The sequence below is a fragment of the Saccharopolyspora sp. 7B genome, from assembly GCF_020177435.1.
Classification (GTDB): domain Bacteria; phylum Actinomycetota; class Actinomycetes; order Mycobacteriales; family Pseudonocardiaceae; genus Saccharopolyspora_C; species Saccharopolyspora_C gregorii.
The window spans coordinates 15928-36415 of the sequence record NZ_JAIUKC010000062.1; the positions used below are offsets into that span (position 1 = coordinate 15928).

The window sequence follows — 20488 nt, forward strand, 5'->3', positions numbered from 1 at the left end:
TGGTCGGCTGCTCAGCGGCTTCGCCGCTGACAGGAAACAGCCCAGGCCCGCGTGCGCCTCGGCTGCTGCGAAATCGAGGGGACGAGGTGGGGGCCTGCGCCTAGCATCGGGCCCCATGCTCACCGATGCGGACCTCGAACTGGTGCGGCGGGCCACCGCCGTGCTCGACCGCGCCACGCTCGACGACGGCCACCAGGTGTCGGCCGCCGCCTACGACGAGCGGGGCGCGGTGTTCACCGGGATGAACGTCTCGCACTTCACCGGCGGCCCGTGCGCGGAACCCGTCGTGATCGGCCAGGCCGCCGCCTCCGGGTCCGCGCCGCTGACGACGATGGTCGCGGTCCTGGCGACCGGCAGGCAGGTGATCCCGCCCTGCGGCCGGTGCAGGCAGCAGCTGTTCGACTACTTCCCGCGGTCGCGGGCGATCATCCGCGGCAAGAACGGGCTGGAAGCGGTCCCGATCACCGACCTGCTGCCGTTCCCCTACGACTACCGGAACTACGAACCGGGCGGGCCGGCCCCGGAACTGCACGTGTGGGACCGCTACCTGGACGCGGCCCGCGACGGCGCCAAGCGCAGCACCGTGCGGGTGCACGATCCGGTGCGGCCCGGCCCGGTACGGCTGGTGTTCGAGCACGCGGACGGATCGGCGACGACGTTGGCGGCCGAGGTGACCGGAGTGGAGCGCAAGCCCGCGGAGGTGCTGCTCAGCTCTCGGAGCTCGCTCCGGCGGTGGCGTCCGCGGCGTCGCCGGGGACGGCCTCCGGGGAGTTCGTCGGCGCGCCCGCGGCCCGGGACGCCGCCCGGCGCCGCGGCCTGCGGGTGACCGAGGCCGTCGCGGGCGCCGGCGCCTCCGGGACCCCGTTGGTGGCGGGCTCGGCCGGCTTCTCCACCGCGAGGACCACCGGCTCGGCCGATGCTCCCGCGCTGCCCGCCGGGCGGCTGACCTTGCGCCGCCGGGAGCGGCCGTTGGTCTCACCGGACTCCGGCTGCTGGGCGGCCGGGGATGCGGGCTGCTGCTGCGCGGAGTGCTGCGCGGGCCGCTGCTCGACCGGGGCGGCGGGTTCGGCCGCCTGCTCCTGCTTCGCGGGCTTGCCGCCGTGCTCGCCAGGGGCCTGCTCGGCGGTGTCCTGCTTGCCGCCGTCCTTCCGGCCCGAGTCCTGCTCGGCGGGCTTGCCCTGCTCGCGCTTGCCGCCGCCGTGCTTGCCGCCGTCCTGCTTGCCGGAGTCCTTGGCCGACTCGTGCTTGCCGGAGTCCTGCTTGGCGGAGTCCTTGCCCGACTCCTGCTTGCCCGAATCCTTGCCGGACTCCTGCTTGCCGGACTCCTGCTTGGCAGAGTCCTGCTTGCTCTGGGCGTCCTTCGAGGACTGCTCCTGCACGGCCCCGTTGCGCTCGCCGTGCTGCGCACCGTCCGAGTCCCCGGAGCCGTCGTGCTTGCCCTTGTTGCGGTTCCGGCGCGAGCCGCCGCCACCGCCGCCGCCGGAGTTCCCACCGCCGTGCTGGTGCACCACCGGGTCCGTCGAGACCATCAGGCCCCGTCCGCGGCAGTGCTCGCACGTGCTGCTGTAGGCCTCCAGGAGACCGGTGCCGACCCGCTTGCGGGTCATCTGCACCAGCCCGAGCGAGGTCACCTCGGCGACCTGGTGCCGGGTGCGGTCCCGCCCGAGGCACTCGGTGAGCCTGCGCAGCACCAGGTCCCGGTTGGACTCCAGCACCATGTCGATGAAGTCGATCACGATGATGCCGCCGATGTCGCGCAGCCGCAGCTGGCGCACGATCTCCTCGGCCGCCTCCAGGTTGTTCCTGGTGACCGTCTCCTCCAGGTTGCCGCCCGAGCCGGTGAACTTGCCGGTGTTGACGTCGATGACGGTCATCGCCTCGGTGCGGTCGATCACCAGGTAGCCACCGGAGGGCAACCAGACCTTGCGGTCCAGCGCCTTCGCGATCTGCTCGGTGATCCGCTGCTCGGTGAAGACGTCGCCCTTGCCGGTGTGCTTGGTGAGCCGGCTCATCAGGTCCGGCGCCACGTGCTGCACGTAGGCCTCGATGGTGTCCCACGCGTCGCCGCCCTGGACGACCAGCGAGGAGAAGTCCTCGGTGAACAGGTCCCGCACGACCTTGATCAGCAGGTCGGGCTCCTCGTAGAGCAGCTGCGGCGCCTGGGCCTTCGGGGTGTCGGCCTTCTCCTTGATGACCTCCCACTGGGCCTGCAGGCGGCGCACGTCGCGGTCCAGGGCCTCTTCGCTGGTGCCCTCGGAGGCGGTGCGGATGATCACACCGGCGTTGTCCGGGACGATCCGCTTGAGGATCTCCTTGAGCCGCTTGCGCTCGTTGTCCGGCAGCTTCCGGCTGATGCCGGTGGCACCGCCGCCGGGCACGTACACCAGGAACCGGCCGGGCAGGCTGATCTGGGTGGTCAGCCGGGCGCCCTTGTGACCGACGGGGTCCTTGGTGACCTGGACCAGGACGCTGTCGCCGGTGGACAGGGCCTGCTCGATGCGGCGCGCCTTGCCCGCGAGCCCGGCGGCGTCCCAGTCGACCTCGCCCGCGTACAGCACGGCGTTGCGGCCGCGGCCGATGTCGACGAACGCGGCTTCCATGCTGGGCAGCACGTTCTGCACGCGGCCCAGGTACACGTTGCCGACGAGCGAGCCGGAGCCGGAGGCGGTGACGAAGTTCTCGACGAGGACGTTGTCCTCCAGCACCGCGATCTGGGTCTGGTCGCCGTTCTCGCGCACCACCATGCTGCGGTCCACCGCTTCGCGGCGGGCGAGGAACTCGGACTCGGACAGCACCGGGGCCCGGCGGCGACCGGCTTCGCGGCCGTCGCGGCGGCGCTGGCGCTTGGCCTCCAGCCGCGTGGAGCCCTTGATCGCGCGGACCTCGTCGTCGCTGCTCTCCTGGCGGCCGTTGTCCTGCCGCTCCTCCCGGACGTGCACGACGGTGTTCGGCGGATCGTCGTCCCGCGACGGTCCGTCGTCGTCCCCGGCGCCCTTGCGGCGGCGGCGACGGCGGCGACGGCGGCTGGAGTCCTCACCGCCGCCCTCGGCGGGCGCGTCGGCGGACTTGGTGTCCTTCTCGTCCTCGGCGGCCGCGTCGGCGGAGTCCTCGCGGGTGTCGTCCTTGCGGCCGCCGTCCTTGCGGGAGTCCTTCCGACCCTTGCCGGGCTTGTCCTGCTTGCCGGGCTTCTCGGCCTCGTCCTCGGGCTGCTCGTCGCCCGCTTCGGACTGCTCGCCTTCGCCGCCCTTGCCGCGGCCGCGGCCGCGGCGCCCGCGGCGGCGACGGCGGCGGCCGCCGTTCTCGTCGTCGCCCTCGGCCGATTCCTCGCCGTCGGCGGAGTGGTCGGAGTCGTCGCCCTCGTCGTCGGTCTCGGCGACCGGTTCCGGCTTCGGCGCGGCGGGCGCGGGGCGGGCCGCGACGGGCTCCGGGGCGAGGAACATCGCCTGCGGGGCCGCGAACACCGGGTTCAGCGGGGTGGTCTCAGCCGGCTGCTCGGGCGTCTCGTCCTGCTGGGCGGGCTGCTCCGGCGCCGGATCCTGCTTCGCGGTCGCGGCGGGCTGCTCGGCGGCGTCCTCGGCGACGATCTGCTCGGGACGCAGCTGCTGCACCACCCGGAGCGCGACCTCGCGCGTGATGTTGGACTGCGCGCTGCGCACGGCCTCGCCGAGCGAATCGAGGGAGGTGATGACCTCCCGGCTGCTGGCCCCCAGCAGCTTCGCCAGCGCGTGCACTCGCAGCTTGGCGGGCAGTTCGAAGGTGCCCGAGCCGCTTTCCTGCGTGGATGTGGGCGATGGCCCGCTGGCGTTCCCAGCGGGCGTTTCCGTGTTCGACATTCAACTCCTCCGCCCCCGGGCGCGTCCGTTGGACGCGGCCGCACAGGAGCATGTGCGTTCTGCGGTCTTCCGTCGCCCGGGGGCGACGGCAATTCTGCTGGTCCCCTCCGTCCCGGATCTGGGTGAACCGGGAAGTCCCACGGTGGGTCCGACGGTGTCCGCGCCTTGGCACGTCACCCGGCCGGGATTGTCTCCCGCTGGGCCACGGCCGTCGCCCTGTCCTGGGCGAACGGGTCGGCGAGCCCTCCCTCGTCGTCGAGCCGACCTTGTTCCCACCGGGTCGCTCGAGCGGCCGTGGACGGGTCCAGATCGGCGACGACGCGCAGGGCGTTCAGCACATCGTCGGGTCGAACGACGGGTGTTGTCTGCCGCACGACCGTTACGAGTATCCCATACGGTGCAGGACCCTTCGGCCAATCGTCCACTTGGGCGACGGAAGCGGAAGATTGGTCACACACCGCAGCCGGATCTGCACTGTCCAGGACTTCCGCCGACACGAGCGCCGCTCGCGCGTCCAAGGTCCGGCGCCCGTCCTTGGTCATCCGCTCCACTTCGACCGACTCGGCGGCGAGCAGGGCGGCGACCGCGGCGCGCAGCGGTTCGACCCCGACGTCCGGCAGTTCGACCGCCCAGCGGCTCGCTGTGAGGCGTTCGGCCAGCGCGCCCGGCCCGGCCTCCACCACTTCGACGAGCTCCATCCCGGGCGGCAGCACCCGGTTCAGCTCCGCCCGCAGCAGGTCCGGTTCCACCCGCTGCACCAGCTGCAGCTCGACGTACTCGGCTTCGCTGGCCACGCCCGTCGGCACCGCACCGGCCCAGGAGATCTTGGGATGGGGGCTGAACCCCTGCGAGTACGCCATCGGTACCCCCGCGCGGCGCAGCGCCCGCTCGAACACCCGGGCGAGGTCGCGGTGCGAGCTGAACCGCAGGCGCCCTCGTTTGGTGTAGCGCAGGCGCAGCTTCTGCACCGGCGCCGCGGACGGGTTGGGGTGGTCGCGGCGACTCACCAGGGCTCCTCCCGGGTGCGGCCGCACGTGTCGGCCGATCGTGATCAGCGCCGGCCCGGGAGCGGAGCCACCGGGCCGTGCCACGACGGTACCGCCTGGTTCCGCGCAGGTGGTCGAGCACCGCGCGGTATGTTCTTCCGGCCCTTGTACCGCCGGGTGCGGGCCGCCTAACGTCGCGCGTGTCCCGGCGGCCGCCAGCGGGCGATCGCCCGGTCACGTGGGAGGTTCGACGTGCCCCTCGCCCGGTCGGCCGGTGCCGCCGCGGCCAGCCTCGCGTTGCTGGGCCTGCTGGCCGGACCCGGCCCCGCCGCCACCGCGGAACCGGACCCGTCCTGCACCGCGGGCGGTCCCGCGCTGCGCTACGTCGTGCTGTTCGACCCCGGCCTGCCCCGCGCCACCGCGGAATCCGAGGCAGCGGGTCAGTGCGGGTCGACGGCGGCGTACTACCCGGAGATCGGCGTGGCCGTCGTGGACTCGGCCGAACCGGACTTCACCGGGCGGATGGGGCGGGACCGCGCCTACAGCGCCGAGCGGCAGGTCCTCGCGGACCGCGTCGACGCGGAGCGCGGCGAGCAGGCAGCGGATGCGGGCACCGCCCCGGACCAGCAGTGGAACCTGCGCGCGATCCACGCCGCGGACGCGCACCCCACGACCCGCGGCGCGGGCGCGCTCGTCGGGGTGCTCGACTCCGGCATCGACGCCGCGCACCCGGAGCTGGCGGCCGCGCTGGACGTGCGGCGGTCCGCGAACTGCCTCACCCCGGAGGACCCGGAGCTCGACGCCCCGCCGGAGGGCGACGCGCACGGCACCCACGTGGCGGGCATCATCGCCGCCGCGGACGACGGCGCGGGCGTCACCGGCGTCGCCCCCGAGGCCCGGCTGGCGTCGATCCGGGTGGTCAACGCGGACGGGTACGTGCACCCGGAGGCCGCGGTGTGCGGGTTCGTGTGGGCCGCCGAGCACGGCGTGGACGTGGTGAACAGCAGCTTCCTGGTGGAGTCCGCGCAGCTGGGCTGCACCCGAGCCGGATCCCCGGTGCCGCGGGAGGCGGTGCGCCGGGCGGTGCGCTACGCGACCGAGCGGGACGTGCTCACCGTCGCGGCCGTCGGCAACGAGAGGGCCGACCTGACCGCGGTGCCGCCGGAGCGCGAACCGGTGTGCGATGCGGTGCCGACCGAGCTGGACGGGGTGGTGTCGGTGGCCGCGGTCGGTCCCGACGGGGTGAAGTCCGGTTACAGCTCGTACGGGCTCGGCGCGGTGGACGTGGCGGCGCCGGGCGGCGAGCAGCGCGACGAGCAGTGCGTGCGCTCGACGGCGCCCGGTGGGGACTACCGCTCGACCTGCGGCACCTCGATGGCCGCGCCGCACGTGGCGGGCGTGGCGGCGCTGCTGGCGTCCCGCGATCCGGACGCGGGCGCCGCCGAGCTGGGCCGCAGGCTGCTGGAGACGGCCCGGCCGCTGCCGTGCCCGGCGGACTACGACCTCGACGCGGACGGCGCGCAGGACGCGCTGTGCCGCGGCTACGCCACCTACAACGGCTTCTACGGCCACGGCCTCGTCGACGCCCGGGCCGCCCTCGCTCCGCCGGGCTGACACCCGAGCGGTCGGTCAGCCGAACGCGGGGTTGCTGACCGGGGAGCCCTTGCCGACCGGGCTGATCGGCAGCAGCGCGCGCCCCGACGGCCCGATCTCGATGTCGGTGCCCATCGTCGGGCACACCCCGCAGTCGAAGCACGGCGTCCACCGGCAGTCGTCCTGCTCCCGGGCGTCGAGCGCGTCCTGCCAGTCGGCCCAGAGCCATTCCTTGTCCAGCCCGGAGTCCAGGTGGTCCCAGGGCAGGATCTCCTGCTCCCCGCGTTCCCGGGTGGTGTACCAGGCGACGTCGACGCCGAACCGCGCGAGCTCCTCGGCGGCGCAGTCCACCCAGCGCTGGTAGGAGAAGTGCTCGTTCCACCCGTCGAACCGGCCGCCCTCGCGCCACACCCGCTCGATGACGGTGCCGAGCCTGCGGTCACCGCGGGACAGCAGCCCTTCGACCAGCGAGGGCTTGCCGTCGTGGTAGCGCATGCCGATGTTGCGCCCGAGGGAGCGGTCCGAGTTGACGGCGTGGCGGAGCTTGCGCAGCCGCTCGTCCACGGTGTCCGGATCGCACTGCGCGGCCCACTGGAACGGGGTGTGCGGTTTCGGCACGAACCCGCCGATCGAGATGGTGCAGCGGATGTCCTTGCGCCCGCTGACCTGCCGTCCGGCGCGGATGACCTCCTTGGCCATCTCGGCGATCTGCAGGACGTCCTCGTCCTCCTCGGTGGGCAGGCCGCACATGAAGTAGAGCTTGACCTGCCGCCAGCCGTTGGCGAACGCGGCGGACACGGTCCGGATGAGGTCCTCTTCGGACACCATCTTGTTGATGACGCGGCGGATGCGTTCGCTGCCGCCTTCGGGCGCGAAGGTGAGCCCGGAGCGGCGGCCGTTGCGGGACAGCTCGTTGGCGAGGTCCACGTTGAACGCGTCGACGCGGGTGGACGGCAGCGACAGGCTGGTGTTGGAGCCCTCGTAGCGGTCGGCGAGGCCCTTGGTGACCTCGGCGATCTCGGAGTGGTCGGCGGAGCTCAGCGACAGCAGCCCGACCTCCTCGAACCCGGTCGCTTCGAGGCCCTTCTGCACCATCTCACCGATGCCCTCGGGCGAGCGCTCCCGCACCGGCCGGGTGATCATCCCGGCCTGGCAGAACCGGCAGCCGCGGGTGCAGCCGCGGAAGATCTCCACGCTCATCCGCTCGTGGACGCTCTCGGCGAGCGGCACCAGCGGCTGCTTCGGGTACGGCCACTCGTCGAGTTCCATGGTGGTGCGCTTGAACACCCGGTAGGGCACGCGCTCGTGGTTCGGCACGACCTCGGCGATGGTGCCGTCCGCGGCGTAGCGCACGTCGTAGAACTTCGGCACGTACACGCCACCGCTCTCGGCGAGCCGCAGCAGCAGCTCGTCGCGCCCGCCGGGGCGCCCCTCGTCCTTCCAGCGCCGGATCGCGGCGGTGATCTCCAGGACGGATTCCTCACCGTCCCCGAGCACGGCCGCGTCGAGGAAGTCGGCGACGGGCTCCGGGTTGAACGCGGCGTGCCCGCCCGCGAGCACCACGGGGTGCTCCTCGGTGCGGTCGACGGCGTGCAGCGGGATGCCCGCGAGGTCCAGCGCGCTGAGCAGGTTCGTGTAGCCGAGTTCGGTGGCGAAGCTGACGCCGAGCACGTCGAAGGCGCCGACCGGGCGGTGCGCGTCCACGGTGAACTGCGGGATGCCGTGCTCCCGCATGAGCTCCTCCAGGTCCGGCCACACCGAGTAGGTGCGCTCGGCGAGCACGTCGGAGAGCTCGTTGAGGATCTCGTAGAGGATCATCACGCCCTGGTTGGGCAGCCCGACCTCGTAGGCGTCGGGGTACATCAACGCCCACCGCACGGTGGTCGCGTCCCACTCCTTGACGGTCGCGTTGAGCTCCCCGCCCACGTACTGCACGGGTTTGGAGACGCGGGGCAGCAGCGGCTCCAGGCGGTCGAACACGGACTCCACACTCACACCGGCCAGGGTAGTGGCCGGGGTCGCAGCAGGTCCGGGGGCGGTGGGCGCGACCCCGATCAGCGGTGTCGGGGCCGCGCCGCGGTCCGGTCCCGGCGGCGGTCCAGCCGGGTGGCCGGACCGGGCCGGAGACCGTCCGGGTTCAGCGGCGTCCCGGTCTCAGAGGCTGGGGAACCAGAGCTTGATCTCGCGCTCGGCGGACTCCGGCGAGTCGGAGCCGTGCACCAGGTTGTACTGCACCTCCAGGCCGAAGTCGCCGCGGATGCTGCCCGGGGCGGCCTTCTCGACCGGGTCGGTGCCACCGGCGAGCTGGCGGAACGCCGAGATGGCGCGGGGGCCCTCGACGACGGCGGCCAGCACCTGGCCGGAGGTGATGAACTCCAGCAGGGAGCCGAAGAACGGCTTGCCGTCGTGCTCGGCGTAGTGCTGCTTGGCGAGGTCCTCGTCGACCTGGCGCAGTTCCAGCGCGACCAGCTTGAGGCCCTTGCGCTCGATCCGGCCGATGACCTCACCGACCAGGCCGCGCTCGACCCCGTCGGGCTTGACCAGGACCAGGGTGCGCTCGCTCACGTTGCTCTCCTTCGGGTGGGCGGCGCGGGTTCTCCGCGCCCGTTTTGCGGAAAAGGGTATCGGCGCAGGTGACGCGGCCTCCCCCGGGGCGACCGGGCACCGCTGACCTCGACCCCGGTGATCATCGGGGTCGCGGGGCCCGCGCTCGCCGGTGCACCCGGGTCCGGCGTCGGCCCGGTGACCTGCGGACGACGAGCGGCCGGACCTCCGGTCCCTGGTGTCCCCGGAGATCGCGGGCTAGATTCGCCCCCGGCCGTACCGACCGGCCGGTCCGACGAGGAGGTCCGGATGCGAGCAGCCGTGCACACCGCCGTGAACGAGCCGATGACCATCGAGGAGATCGCCGACCCGCACCCGAAGGCCGGGGAGGTCGCGATCGACGTGCTCTCCTGCGGCGCCTGCCACTCGGACCTGCACGTGCTCAAGGGGGAGCTGCCGTTCCCGACGCCGGCCGTGCTGGGCCACGAGGTCGCCGGCGTCGTCTCCGAGGTCGGACCGGGCGTGACCGGGGTGCGGGTGGGCGACCGAGTGGTCACCAGCTTCATCATGCCGTGCGGCCGGTGCGCGCAGTGCACGCGCGGGAACTCCGAGATCTGCCTGGAGTTCTTCGCGCACAACCGGGCGAAGGGCCTGCTCTACGACGGCCAGACCCGGCTGTTCCGGCCCGGTGGCGAGCCGGTGTGGATGTACTCGATGGGCGGGCTGGCCGAGCGGTCGGTGACGCCGGTGACCTCGGTCTACCAGGTGCCGGACGAGGTGGAGCTGGCGGACGTGGCCTCGGTGGGCTGCTCGACGATGACCGCCTACGGGGCGCTGCGGCACGCCGCGGACGTGCGGGTCGGCGATGCGGTGGCGGTGGTCGCCGCGGGCGGGGTGGGCAGTTCGCTGATCCAGCTGGCCGCGCTGTTCGGGGCGTCGACGATCGTGGCGGTGGACATCTCCGCGGACAAGCTGGACGCGGCGAGCGCGCTGGGCGCCACGCACGTGGTGAACTCGGCGGAGGTGGACGCGCCGGAGGCGATCCGGGAACTCACCGGCGGTCGCGGCGTGGACGTGGCCTTCGAGGCGCTGGGCAGCCCGGCGACGTTCGGCGTGGCCCGCGACTCCGTGGTGGAGGGCGGTCAGGTCGTGGTGGTCGGCATCGCCCCGAAGGGCAGCGTCGGCGAATTCGACCTGGCGACCATCGCGCGGCGGAAGCTGCAGATCAAGGGCTCCTACGGCGCGAAGCCGCAGCGGGACATGCCGGTGCTGCTGGACATGGTGGCGCGCGGGCAGCTGCGGCCGCAGGACACCGTGAGCCGCCGGTTCGCCTTCGACGAGGTGCAGGACGCCTACGACGCGCTGAACCGCCGCGAGATCCGCGGCCGCGCGGTCATCGACATCGCCTGAGTCCCCGGGCACCCCTGAACACCCGGACGCTCCTGAACACCCGGACGCCCCTGAACACCCGGACGCTCAGCGCCGCCGGTCGGTGTCCAGGCATTCCACCAGCGCGGCGTCGTCGTTGACGACGATGCCGGGCCGGGGTTCGGCGAGTTCGCCGGGCGGGAACGGGAAGCTGCGGGTGCGCAGCGGCGGCTGCCGGTCCTGCGCGCGATCTTTGTTGATCTCCATGTGCCATGGATACCGATGATCAACACCGGCGTCGAGGCCACGATCAGGTGCCGTCGCCGAACGGCGCGGCTAGTCCAGCGGATGGCGCCAGCGCAGGCCCGGGTAGCGCGCGAAGCCCCGATCGGCCGTGATCCACTCGGCGCCGTGCTCGATCGCGATGGCCGCGAGGTAGGCGTCGGGGACGTGGTTCGCCCGCGCCTCGGTCTTCCTGCACAACTCGCTGAAGATCTCCCAGTGCGCCTCTCCGGGCTCGATCTTGGCCGCGTTCCCCGCGTGTGCGAGTTCGTCGGCGAGATCGGCGGCCGTGTGCGTGAGCAGTGGATCTCGGAGGATCTTCCGGTTCGTCATGATGCGCACGAAGCCGCTCAGGACCAACGAGGGGAGACCGACGAGCTGGGGACCCGACAGCGCCTCGCTCAGCCAGTCCGCGTACTCGGGCTGCCGTGGATCATCCAGGTTGTACGCCGACACCAGGATGTTGACATCGCACGCGATCATTCGCGTTCCATGAGGTCGTGCAGCGCCGCGCTGTCGGTGATGTCGACCCCCGGCTGGTAACCGCCCGTGCGCACGGCCCGCACCGTGAACGGCGCCGATCGCTGGCGCATCTTGGCGAGGCGCTCCCGGACGCTGTCCTGGATGAACTCGCTCACGGTCATGCGGTTCTGGAGCGATTGACGCTTGACCTCGTTCAACAGGTCGGCATCAACGGTGATCGTGGTTCTCGTACTGTGCGCCATACACCGAAGTGTACGAGCACTGCATCATGATGCAGCACTACGCGCTCCGGTGTTCACTGCTCCGGCGGGTAGCCCTCTGGGTGTCCGAGCTGGTCGTACAGCCGACCTTCGCGCATCCGCTTCGCCACGTCGTGGCGCAGGTACAGCATGTAGCCCCACACGGCCGCGAACAGCAGCCCCATGATCCCGACGGCCGGGTGCACCAGGTAGCAGGCGACCATCGCGACCTGCAGCACCAGCGCGAACGGCAGCCCCCACGGCTTCCGCTGGGTGAACCCGGCGATGAGCATGAGCACGGTGAGCACCGCGACGGCGGAGAACCCGACGCCGGTGACGCCGCCGCCGAACTGCCACACGACGGGCAGCGCGAGCCCGAAGGTGAGGAACTCCATCACCAGCGTGCCCGCCATGACGCCGCGCAGGCCCTTCCACGGGTCGCGCACGCCGTCCGGCGCGGTGGGCAGGGACAGGAACGATCCGGATTCGGTCACAACGGCTCCTTGCCGAACAGGGCGCGCCCCTCACCGGCGGTCACCACGGACCCGGTGATCACCACGCCGCCGCCGGAGACGGTGTCGGAGTCCCCGGTGGTCTCCTCCGCCATCTGGATGGCGGTCTCCACGGCGTCGTCCAGGCGGGGCTCCACGACGATGCGTTCCGCGCCGAAGATGTCCTTGGCCAGGGCGGCGAGCTCGTCGGGGTCCATCGCCCGCGGCGAGGAGTTCTTGGTGAGCACGACCTCTTCCACGACGGGTTCGAGTTCCCGCAGCAGCCCGCGCACGTCCTTGTCGGACAGCACGCCGATCACGGCGACGAGGCGGCGGAAGGAGAACTCGGAGCTGAGCGCGTCGGCGAGCGCGCGGGCGCCGTGCGGGTTGTGCGCGGCGTCGACGAGCACGGCCGGGGCGGCGCGGACCCGCTCCAGGCGGCCGGGGGTGATGACCGCGGCGAAGGCCTCCTGCACGGCTTCCGGGTCGAGCTTCTGCTCGGCCCCGGCGCCGAAGAAGGCTTCGACCGCCGCGAGCGCGAGGGCGGCGTTGCGCGCCTGGTGCTCGCCGTGCAGCGGCAGGAAGATCTCGTCGTAGGTGCCGCCGAGGCCCTGCAGCTTCAGCATCTGGCCGCCGACGGCCACGGTCCGGGACAGCACGCCGAACTCGTTGCCCTCGCGGGCGACGGTGGCGCCGACCTCGGCGACCCGCTCCAGGATCGGGGTCTGCACCTCGGCGGTCTGCGCGGCGAGCACCACGATCGAGTCCGGCTTGATGATCCCGGACTTCTCCCGGGCGATGCCCGCGAGGTCGGTGCCGAGGTAGTCGGCGTGGTCCAGCGCGATCGGGCAGAGCACCGCGATGTGCGCGTCGGCGACGTTGGTGGCGTCCCAGCCGCCCCCGAGGCCCACTTCCAGCACGGCGGCCTCGACGGGCGCGTCGGCGAAGGCGGCGAAGGCCATGCCGGTCAGCACCTCGAACTTCGACATCTTCACGTCGTGGTTCGAGTCCACGATGGACACGTACGGCGCGATGTCGCGGTAGGCCTCGACGTAGGCCTCCGGGGTGATCGGCTTGTTGTCGATGCTGATGCGCTCGGTGGCCAGTTGCAGGTGCGGGCTGGTGTAGCGGCCCGTGCGCAAACCGATTCGGGTCAGCAGCGAGTCCACCATCCGCGAGACCGAGGACTTCCCGTTGGTCCCGCCGATGTGCACCACCTGGTAGCTGCGCTGCGGCTCGGCCAGCAGGTCGGTGAGCGCCCGGATCCGGTCCAGCGACGGCTCGATCTTCGTTTCCGGCCAACGCTCGTTGAGCTCGGCCTCCACCACGCGCAGCTCGTGCAGCGCACCGGACTCGGTGCCGGACAACTGGCACACTCCCCTACCCCGACGACAAACGTCCAGCTCAAGTCTACGTCGGTAGGTGCACGCACCCGGCCTGCGCCCCCAGGGCAGCCGCGCACCACCCGCAGCGAGCACACCACGATCCCACTCATGACCCAGATGGATGATTCAAATCATGAGTCATTGCACGGGTCGTTTCGGGCGTGCAACATGGGAGTCATGTCGATACCAGGAGCGCACACCGTCTCCAAGCGGGAGAACCTGCCCCTGCTTCCCGATGAGGTTGACCTCGTCGAGCGCCTGATGACCCCGGAGAGCCCGGAGCGCATCGCGCTGGAGAACCTGGTGCCAGAAGTCGGCACCAGCAAAGCGGCGGTGCTGCGTGCGGCCTTTCACGCCGGCATCGACAACGTCCGCGCACAGGCGCTGGACGAGTCCTACCGGCGAATGGCCGCCGAGATGACCGACACCGAACACGCGGAACGTCGCGCGCACACCTCCGCGCGGCGCGAACGCCTCGCAGCGAGGAATGACGAGTGAACGCTCAGCGCCATCGCACCATCGTTCGCGGGCGCATCTACGGCGCGACGATCGGCGATCGCGGGGAGAAGTTCTACCTCGCGGTGTCCAACAACAGCCGGAACGCACGGCTCGGCGACTTCCTCGCGGTGCGGTTGACCACGACCCGCAAGCCGAATTACCCCAGCATCGTGGTGCTCGACGACAAGGACTCCGACTGGGTGGGGTCGGTGCTCTGCGACGACATCGAACCGATCTTCCACGAAGAGATCAGCCGGGACGCGGGCGCGTTGCACCCCAAGGACATGCAACGGGTGGACCAAGCTCTGCGCGTCGCGTTATCACTCTGATCAACAGGCGCCTGCACGAGTGGGAGCCGAGAAGTCGAAGCGGCCCGCCTTCGCACCCGCCACGAAGGCGCCCCACGCCCCCGCCGAGAACGCGAACACCGGACCCGACCGCTCCTTCGTGTCGCGGACGCCGACCTCGTCGGAGCCGAACCGAACCTCCACGCAGTTGTCGCTGGCGGCCGCGCTGCGACTGCTCGTGAACCATCCGTCGTTCGCTGCACCTGTCACCGGCTCATCTCCTCCTCCGGACGGTCGGTCAACCTCGCCGCCCCGGCGGCCGAGCGCTGAGCCCGGAGAGGCGAACGGCCCGCCCGACCGATGCGGCTGGTCGAACGGGCCGTTCACCTCAGGTGCGGACGGGAGCGGTCACGCCGTCGGCAGGGCCGCCAGGCGGGATTCGATGCGGGTGATGTCGGTCTGCGCCGTCTCGCGGCGGACCTTGATCTTCTCGACGACCTCGGCGGGTGCCTTGTCGGTGAAGGAGGGGTTGCCGAGCTTCTTCTCGGTGCCCTCCAGCTCCTTGCGGGCCGCCGCCAGGTCCTTCTCCAGTCGCTTGCGCTCAGCGGCCACGTCCACGGCGCCGGAGAGGTCCAGCTCCACCTCGACGGTGCCGCCGACCAGGCCGATCTCCAGCGACGCCGAGGAGGTGAAGTCCGCGCCGGGCTCATTCAGCTTCGCCAGCGACCGCACCGCGGGCAGGTGCTCGACCAGTCCGAGCGCGTCCAGGCCGCTCAGCCGGGCCGCGACCCGCTGGCCGGGCTTCAACCCCTGGTCCGAGCGGAACCGGCGGATCTCGGTGATGAGTTTCTGGGTGGCCTCCACCCGCCGCGCCGCGTCCTCGTCGGCGGGCGTGCCCGCCGCCTTCGGCCAGTCGGCGATGACCACGGACTCGCGGCCGGTCAGCGTGGTCCACAGCGTCTCGGTGACGAACGGGATCGTCGGGTGCAGCAGCCGCAGCAGCACGTCCAGCACGTGCCCCAGCACCTCGCGGGTGCGTTCCGCGCGGTCACCGCCCGCGTCGATCTGGACCTTGGACAGCTCCAGGTACCAGTCGCAGAACTCGTCCCAGGTGAAGTGGTAGAGCGCCTCGGTGGACTTGGCGAACTGGAAGTCCTCCAGCAGTTCGTCCACATCGGACGTCAGCTGGTCGGTGCGGTCCAGGATCCAGCGGTCCGCGTCGGTCAGCTCCGCGCGGTCCGGCAGCTCGGACGGCACCCGCGCCCCGTTCATCAGCGCGAACTTGGTGGCGTTGAACAGCTTCGTGCAGAAGCTGCGCGACCCGGCGACCCACTCCTCGCTGATCGGCGCGTCCGCACCCGGGTTGGCGCCGCGCGCCAAGGTGAACCGGAGCGCGTCGGTGCCGTAGGTGTCCATCCACTCCAGCGGGTCGACCGTGTTGCCCGCGGACTTGGACATCTTCTTGCCGTGCGCGTCGCGGACCATGCCGTGCAGCGCGATCACGTCGAACGGCGGCACGCCGTCCATCGCGTACAGGCCGAACATCATCATCCGGGCGACCCAGAAGAAGAGGATGTCGTAGCCGGTGACCAGCACGCTGGTCGGGTAGAACTTCGCCAGGTCCGGCGTCTCGTCCGGCCAGCCCATCGTGGAGAACGGCCACAGGCCCGAGGAGAACCAGGTGTCGAGCACGTCCTCGTCCTGGTGCCAGCCCTCGCCGGACGGCGGCTCCTCGTCCGGGCCGACGCACACGACCTCGCCGTTCGGGCCGTACCAGATCGGGATCCGGTGGCCCCACCACAGCTGCCGCGAGATGGCCCAGTCGTGCAGGTTGTCGACCCAGTCGAAGTAGCGCTTCGCCATCTCCGGCGGGTGCACCGCGACCCGGCCGTCGCGCACCGCGTCCCCGGCGGCCTGCGCGAGCGGGCCGACCTTGACGAACCACTGCAGCGACAACCGCGGCTCGATCGGCTCCTTCGACCGGGAGCTGTGCCCGACGCTGTGCAGGTACGGGCGCTTCTCGGCGACGATGCGGCCCTCGGCGCGCAGCGCCTCGCGGACGGCGACGCGGGCCTCGAAGCGGTCCATGCCGTCGAACTCGGTGCCGGTGCGGGCGATGCGGCCCTGCTCGTCCATGATCGTGAGCATCGGCAGGTCGTGGCGCCGGCCGATCTCGAAGTCGTTCGGGTCGTGCGCGGGCGTCACCTTCACCGCGCCGGTGCCGAACTCGGGGTCGACGTGCTCGTCGGCGACGACCGGGATGCTGCGGCCGGTCAGCGGCAGCTCCACCTCGGTGCCCACGACATGCCGGTAGCGCTCGTCGTCGGGGTGCACCGCGATCGCGGTGTCGCCGAGCATCGTCTCCACCCGGGTGGTGGCCACCACGATCTCCGCGTCCCCGGAGCCGTAGCGCATCGAGACGAGCTCGCCCTCGACCTCGCGGTGTTCCACCTCGATGTCGGAGATCGCCGAGCGCATCGCGGGCGACCAGTTCACCAGGCGCTCCGCCCGGTAGATCAGGCCGTCGTCGAACAGCTTCTTGAAGATGGTCTGCACCGCGCGGGACAGCCCCGAGTCCATCGTGAAGCGCTCGCGGCTCCAGTCGACGCTGTCCCCGAGGCGGCGCATCTGGGACAGGATCGAGCCGCCGTGCTGCTCCTTCCACTCCCACACCCGCTCCAGGAACTTCTCCCGGCCGAGCTCGCGGTGGTCGACGCCCTCCTCGCGGAGCTGCCGCTCCACCAGGGCCTGGACGGCGATGCTGGCGTGGTCCATGCCGGGCAGCCACAACGCCTCGTAGCCCTGCATCCGGCGACGACGGGTGAGCACGTCCATCAGGGTGTGCTCGAAAGCGTGGCCGATGTGCAGGCTGCCGGTGACGTTCGGCGGCGGGATCACGATCGAGAACGGCGGCTTGTCGCTGTGCGCGTCGGCGGTGAAGTACTCGGCGGCTACCCAGCGCTGGTACAGCTCGGCCTCGACGTCGGCCGGGTTCCAGCTCGACGGAAGTTCACGGGGCTGTGCGGGTGCGCTGGTCTGTGTCACACGCCGATTCTACGAACCGCCCGCAGCGGCCTCACCGGGCCTCACCTCCCGCGTTGAGCCAGGCGTGTGAACCACATCACGCGGACTGTGCCGAGTCGACCTCGACGGGGGACCCTGGGAAGCATGTCGCGCAAAGCCCCCGAACAGGACATCGACGAGTCGGCGCTGTCCACGCACCACCCGAAGGACCACGCAGCAGGCGTGAAGGCGGTGATGGTGTCGTTGCGCCGCGGCTGGGAGCAGATGGGCGCCGGCCGCACCATGCTCACGTTGCCGCTGCTCAACCAGCGTTCCGGGTTCGACTGCCCGGGTTGCGCATGGCCCGACCCGCAGGAGGCGGACGGGGACAAGCGCAGCGTCGCCGAGTTCTGCGAGAACGGCGCCAAGGCCGTGGCCGAGGAGGCCACCACCCGGCGCGTCGACGCCGAGTTCTTCGCGAAGCACTCCGTCGCGGAGCTCGCGGACAAGAGCGATTACTGGCTGGGGCAGCAGGGGCGGCTCACCCAGCCGATGATCAAGCGCAGCGGTGACACGCACTACCGGCCGATCGACTGGGACGCCGCGCTCGACGTCGTCGCCGAGGGGCTGCGCGCGCTGGACTCGCCCGACGAGGCGGCGTTCTACACCTCGGGCCGCACCAGCAACGAGGCCGCGTTCCTGTACCAGCTGCTGGTGCGCAGCTTCGGCACCAACAACCTGCCGGACTGCTCGAACATGTGCCACGAGTCCTCCGGCTCGGCGCTCACCGAGACGATCGGCATCGGCAAGGGCTCGGTGTCGCTGGCCGACGTCGAGCACGCCGACCTGGTCATGGTGGTGGGGCAGAACCCGGGCACCAACCACCCGCGGATGCTCTCCACCCTGGAGAAGGTCAAGGGCCACGGCGGCAAGATCATCGCGGTGAACCCGCTGCCCGAGGCCGGGCTGATGCGGTTCAAGAACCCGCAGAACGTGCGCGGCGTCGTCGGCAAGGGCACCGCACTGTGCGACGAGTTCGCGCAGATCCGCATCGGCGGCGACCTCGCGCTGTTCAAGGCGCTCACCGCGCTGCTGGCGAAGGCCGAGCTGGACGCGCCCGGCACCGTGCTGGACCGCGAGTTCATCGAGCAGCACACCCACGGCTTCGACGAGTTCTACGCGCAGGCCACCGACATCGACTGGGACGCGACGCTCAAGGCGACCGCGCTGTCCCGCGAGCAGATCGAGAAGATCGCGCGGATGCTCATCGAGTCCGAGCGGACCGTGATCTGCTGGGCGATGGGCCTCACCCAGCAGAAGAAGGCCGTGCCGACGATCCGCGAAGCGGTCAACCTGCTGCTGATGCGCGGCATGATCGGCAAGCCGGGCGCGGGCGTCTGCCCGGTCCGCGGCCACTCCAACGTGCAAGGCGACCGGACGATGGGCATCTGGGAGAAGATGCCGGAGAAGTTCATGGACGCCATGGAGGCCGAGTTCGGCATCCCCATGCCCCGCAAGCACGGCTACGACACCGTCGACGCGCTGCACGCGATGCAGGCGGGCGAGGTGAAGGCGTTCTTCGCCGTCGGCGGCAACTTCGTGTCCGCCACGCCCGACACCGCGGGCACCGAGCGGGCGCTGCGCGGCTGCGACCTGACCGTGCAGGTGTCGACGAAGCTGAACCGCTCGCACGCGGTCGCCGGGGACACCGCGCTGATCCTGCCGACGCTGGGCCGCACCGAGAAGGACGTGCAGGAGTCCGGGCCGCAGTTCGTCACCGTCGAGGACTCGATGTCGGTGGTGCACGCCTCGCGCGGCAGGCTCTCCCCCGCCTCCGACACCCTGCTGTCCGAGGTGGCGATCGTGTCCCGGCTGGGCCGCAAGCTGCTCGGCGACGGGCACCCGGTGCAGTGGGAGGAGTTCGAGAAGGACTACGACGCGGTGCGCAGGCACATCGCCGCCGTCGTGCCCGGCTGCGCCGACTACAACGAGAAGGTGCGCCGCCCGGACGGCTTCGTGCTGCCGCACCCGCCGCGGGACAGCCGCACCTTCACCACCACCACCGGCAAGGCCAACTTCACGGTGAACGAGGCGGAGCCGCTGGAGGTGCCGGAGGGCCGGCTGCTGCTGCAGACGCTGCGCAGCCACGACCAGTACAACACCACCATCTACGGGCTCTCGGACCGCTACCGCGGCATCGAGGACGCGCGCCGGGTGGTCATGGTCAACGAGAAGGACATCGCCGCGCTCGGCTTCGCCGAAGGCGACCTGGTGGACATGGTCTCCGAATGGCCGGGCAAGCCCGGGCCCGACGGCGAGTCCACTGTGGAGGAACGGCGGGCGGAGGCGTTCCGCATCGTCGCCTACCCGACCGCGCGGGACTGCGCCGCCGCCTACTACCCGGAGGCGAACCCGCTGGTGCCGCTCGGCGCGGTGGCGGAGAAGTCGAACACGCCGGTCTCGAAGGCCGTGCTGATCCGCCTGGAGCGCTCCGCGGGCTGATCCCCCGCACCCGAGGACCGGGCCGCCCCGCACCGCGCGGGCGGCCCGGTTCCGCGTTCACGGCCCGCCCGCGGCCGCGCGTCGGGGCGGGGCCGGCCCGTCAGGCGGCGAGGCGTTCCGGCAGTCCCCTGGCCAGCTTGTCCGCCACGACGCGCGGACCGAAGCGCTCCACCACCGCGCGGCGGCACGGGCACCGCTCGACCTCGGCCGCGGACGCGCAGCAGAACACGCCCAGCACGCGAACCGCGAACGCCACCTCCGCCGGATCACCGACCCGCCGGGACACGGCGACCGCCACCGCCGCCGCGACCCGCCGCACCGCGTCGTCCCGCTCCGCGCCGCCGAGCACCAGGTCGTGCAGCCGCGCCGCCGAGAGCCGGTCGGCCCGCTCGACCCGGGCGGCGACGTCGGCGAGCACGCGACAGGCGCGGTTCGCGCGCTGCGCCAGGAACTCCTCCCACGTCGCACCGTCCACGACCGCCAGGCAGCGCTGCTGGACGGTGCGCGGCCACGGGTCGGCGACGAGCACGGCGACCGCCTCGCGCTCCCGGCGCCGCCGGTCCCGGACGTCGTCCGCGTGCACCCGGAACGCCCCCCGGCGTCCGCAGAACCGGTGCTCCTTGCAGTACCGCGACGGGTAGCTCGACCTCACCTTGTTCCGGCAGGGCCGCCCGGACAGCGTCCGCGCGCTGCCGCACAGGTGGGAGCGCCCTCGTTTGATCCCCATCCCCCCGGGATCGGCAGGCCCCGCGAGCCCGCGTACCGCCCATCCAGCGGTCCCGCTCGGCCGAACGTGGGCATCGCGCGGGCGGGACCGGCACGGGCGGGGCGCGCGTCGGAGGTCACCGCCCGTGCCGGTCGGGCCCGGCCTGCGTGCCGCGCGGGGACACCGGGCCGCAGCACCCCCACCGGGCCGGGGACCGGCGTTCGGCCGGTTCGCCGGGAGCGACGGGATCGCGGCGGCCGGGGCGCCGGTCGGCTTCCCGGCACCACG

General features: G+C 71.9%; 18 protein-coding genes. 6 read left to right on the forward strand and 12 right to left on the reverse strand.

The annotated features are described in order from the left end of the window. The first annotated feature begins 115 nt into the window (after positions 1-115). A complete protein-coding gene (locus tag LCD33_RS11890) occupies positions 116-826 on the forward strand; it encodes a hypothetical protein (protein ID WP_224977849.1) in 711 nt (236 codons plus the stop codon). Here LCD33_RS11890 and LCD33_RS11895 read toward each other — a convergent pair. Further along, positions 708-3833 carry a translation initiation factor IF-2 N-terminal domain-containing protein gene (locus LCD33_RS11895; protein WP_224977850.1) on the reverse strand — a complete coding sequence of 1042 codons (3126 nt, stop codon included), beginning with the start codon at positions 3831-3833 and terminating at the stop codon, positions 708-710. The genes LCD33_RS11890 and LCD33_RS11895 overlap by 119 nt on opposite strands. Positions 3834-4006: 173 nt before the next feature. Next, positions 4007-4840: a TIGR03936 family radical SAM-associated protein gene (locus LCD33_RS11900; RefSeq protein ID WP_373689977.1), complete on the reverse strand. Its 834-nt coding sequence runs from the start codon at positions 4838-4840 to the stop codon at positions 4007-4009. 231 nt (positions 4841-5071) lie between these two features. Between LCD33_RS11900 and LCD33_RS11905 the strand changes: the two genes are divergently transcribed. Then, a complete protein-coding gene (locus LCD33_RS11905) occupies positions 5072-6433 on the forward strand; it encodes a S8 family serine peptidase (RefSeq protein ID WP_224977851.1) in 1362 nt (453 codons plus the stop codon). A gap of 15 nt (positions 6434-6448) precedes the next feature. Here LCD33_RS11905 and LCD33_RS11910 read toward each other — a convergent pair whose 3' ends face one another. Together LCD33_RS11910 and ndk are read right to left on the reverse strand one after the other, a co-directional pair. Continuing rightward, a complete protein-coding gene (locus tag LCD33_RS11910) occupies positions 6449-8407 on the reverse strand; it encodes a TIGR03960 family B12-binding radical SAM protein (protein ID WP_224959667.1) in 1959 nt (652 codons plus the stop codon). Between the two features lie 159 nt (positions 8408-8566). After that, positions 8567-8977, reverse strand: a complete 411-nt coding sequence (ndk, locus tag LCD33_RS11915) for a nucleoside-diphosphate kinase (protein ID WP_224959664.1) — start codon at positions 8975-8977, stop codon at positions 8567-8569. A 288-nt stretch (positions 8978-9265) separates the two neighbouring features. Here ndk and LCD33_RS11920 point away from each other — a divergent pair, with 288 nt between their 5' ends. Beyond that, entirely contained in the window at positions 9266-10366 is a 1101-nt protein-coding gene (locus LCD33_RS11920; RefSeq protein WP_224977852.1) for a zinc-binding dehydrogenase, read from the forward strand. 66 nt (positions 10367-10432) lie between these two features. Here the strand turns inward: LCD33_RS11920 and LCD33_RS11925 are convergent, their stop codons facing one another. The 5 genes from LCD33_RS11925 to LCD33_RS11945 form a co-directional block, all read right to left on the reverse strand. Then, positions 10433-10591, reverse strand: a complete 159-nt coding sequence (locus LCD33_RS11925) for a hypothetical protein (protein ID WP_224959660.1) — start codon at positions 10589-10591, stop codon at positions 10433-10435. A 69-nt stretch (positions 10592-10660) separates the two neighbouring features. Continuing rightward, positions 10661-11089, reverse strand: coding sequence for a TA system VapC family ribonuclease toxin (locus tag LCD33_RS11930; RefSeq protein WP_224977853.1), 429 nt, complete (start codon positions 11087-11089; stop codon positions 10661-10663). Further along, the gene (locus LCD33_RS11935; RefSeq protein WP_224959657.1) at positions 11086-11331 is read right to left on the reverse strand and encodes a ribbon-helix-helix domain-containing protein; all 246 of its coding nucleotides are present in this window, start codon (positions 11329-11331) and stop codon (positions 11086-11088) included. The genes LCD33_RS11930 and LCD33_RS11935 overlap by 4 nt, the downstream gene beginning before the upstream one ends. A gap of 53 nt (positions 11332-11384) precedes the next feature. After that, the gene (locus tag LCD33_RS11940) at positions 11385-11822 is read right to left on the reverse strand and encodes a DUF4233 domain-containing protein (RefSeq protein ID WP_224959656.1); all 438 of its coding nucleotides are present in this window, start codon (positions 11820-11822) and stop codon (positions 11385-11387) included. After that, positions 11819-13186, reverse strand: coding sequence for a folylpolyglutamate synthase/dihydrofolate synthase family protein (locus LCD33_RS11945; RefSeq protein WP_224959655.1), 1368 nt, complete (start codon positions 13184-13186; stop codon positions 11819-11821). Before LCD33_RS11945 ends, LCD33_RS11940 begins: the two co-directional genes overlap by 4 nt. A gap of 126 nt (positions 13187-13312) precedes the next feature. Between LCD33_RS11945 and LCD33_RS11950 the strand changes: the two genes are divergently transcribed. Together LCD33_RS11950 and LCD33_RS11955 are read left to right on the forward strand one after the other, a co-directional pair. After that, on the forward strand, positions 13313-13702 hold the full coding sequence (locus LCD33_RS11950; protein WP_224977854.1) for a hypothetical protein: 390 nt from the start codon (positions 13313-13315) through the stop codon (positions 13700-13702). Beyond that, positions 13699-14031, forward strand: a complete 333-nt coding sequence (locus LCD33_RS11955; RefSeq protein WP_224959653.1) for a type II toxin-antitoxin system PemK/MazF family toxin — start codon at positions 13699-13701, stop codon at positions 14029-14031. Before LCD33_RS11950 ends, LCD33_RS11955 begins: the two co-directional genes overlap by 4 nt. Here the strand turns inward: LCD33_RS11955 and LCD33_RS11960 are convergent, their stop codons facing one another. Both LCD33_RS11960 and LCD33_RS11965 read right to left on the reverse strand, forming a co-directional pair. Further along, entirely contained in the window at positions 14032-14259 is a 228-nt protein-coding gene (locus LCD33_RS11960) for a DUF397 domain-containing protein (protein WP_224959652.1), read from the reverse strand. It lies immediately after the preceding gene. Between the two features lie 138 nt (positions 14260-14397). Beyond that, a complete protein-coding gene (locus LCD33_RS11965) occupies positions 14398-17034 on the reverse strand; it encodes a valine--tRNA ligase (protein ID WP_224967268.1) in 2637 nt (878 codons plus the stop codon). Positions 17035-17157: 123 nt separating this feature from the next. Between LCD33_RS11965 and LCD33_RS11970 the strand changes: the two genes are divergently transcribed. Beyond that, positions 17158-19494, forward strand: coding sequence for an FdhF/YdeP family oxidoreductase (locus tag LCD33_RS11970; RefSeq protein ID WP_224977855.1), 2337 nt, complete (start codon positions 17158-17160; stop codon positions 19492-19494). Between the two features lie 100 nt (positions 19495-19594). On the opposite strand, the gene LCD33_RS11975 is transcribed toward LCD33_RS11970, so the two are convergent. Beyond that, the gene (locus LCD33_RS11975) at positions 19595-20221 is read right to left on the reverse strand and encodes a hypothetical protein (protein WP_224959647.1); all 627 of its coding nucleotides are present in this window, start codon (positions 20219-20221) and stop codon (positions 19595-19597) included. Positions 20222-20488: the final 267 nt, after the last annotated feature.

Bases quoted from the DNA above. Each gene is read 5' to 3' on its own strand.
- LCD33_RS11935 (WP_224959657.1), bottom strand. From the start codon at position 11,331: ATGGCGCACAGTACGAGAACCACGATCACCGTTGATGCCGACCTGTTG.
- LCD33_RS11970 (WP_224977855.1), top strand. From the start codon at position 17,158: ATGTCGCGCAAAGCCCCCGAACAGGACATCGACGAGTCGGCGCTGTCC.
- LCD33_RS11895 (WP_224977850.1), bottom strand. From the start codon at position 3,833: ATGTCGAACACGGAAACGCCCGCTGGGAACGCCAGCGGGCCATCGCCC.
- LCD33_RS11950 (WP_224977854.1), top strand. From the start codon at position 13,313: ATGACCCAGATGGATGATTCAAATCATGAGTCATTGCACGGGTCGTTT.
- LCD33_RS11925 (WP_224959660.1), bottom strand. From the start codon at position 10,591: ATGGAGATCAACAAAGATCGCGCGCAGGACCGGCAGCCGCCGCTGCGC.
- LCD33_RS11930 (WP_224977853.1), bottom strand. From the start codon at position 11,089: ATGATCGCGTGCGATGTCAACATCCTGGTGTCGGCGTACAACCTGGAT.
- LCD33_RS11920 (WP_224977852.1), top strand. From the start codon at position 9,266: ATGCGAGCAGCCGTGCACACCGCCGTGAACGAGCCGATGACCATCGAG.
- LCD33_RS11890 (WP_224977849.1), top strand. From the start codon at position 116: ATGCTCACCGATGCGGACCTCGAACTGGTGCGGCGGGCCACCGCCGTG.
- LCD33_RS11975 (WP_224959647.1), bottom strand. From the start codon at position 20,221: ATGGGGATCAAACGAGGGCGCTCCCACCTGTGCGGCAGCGCGCGGACG.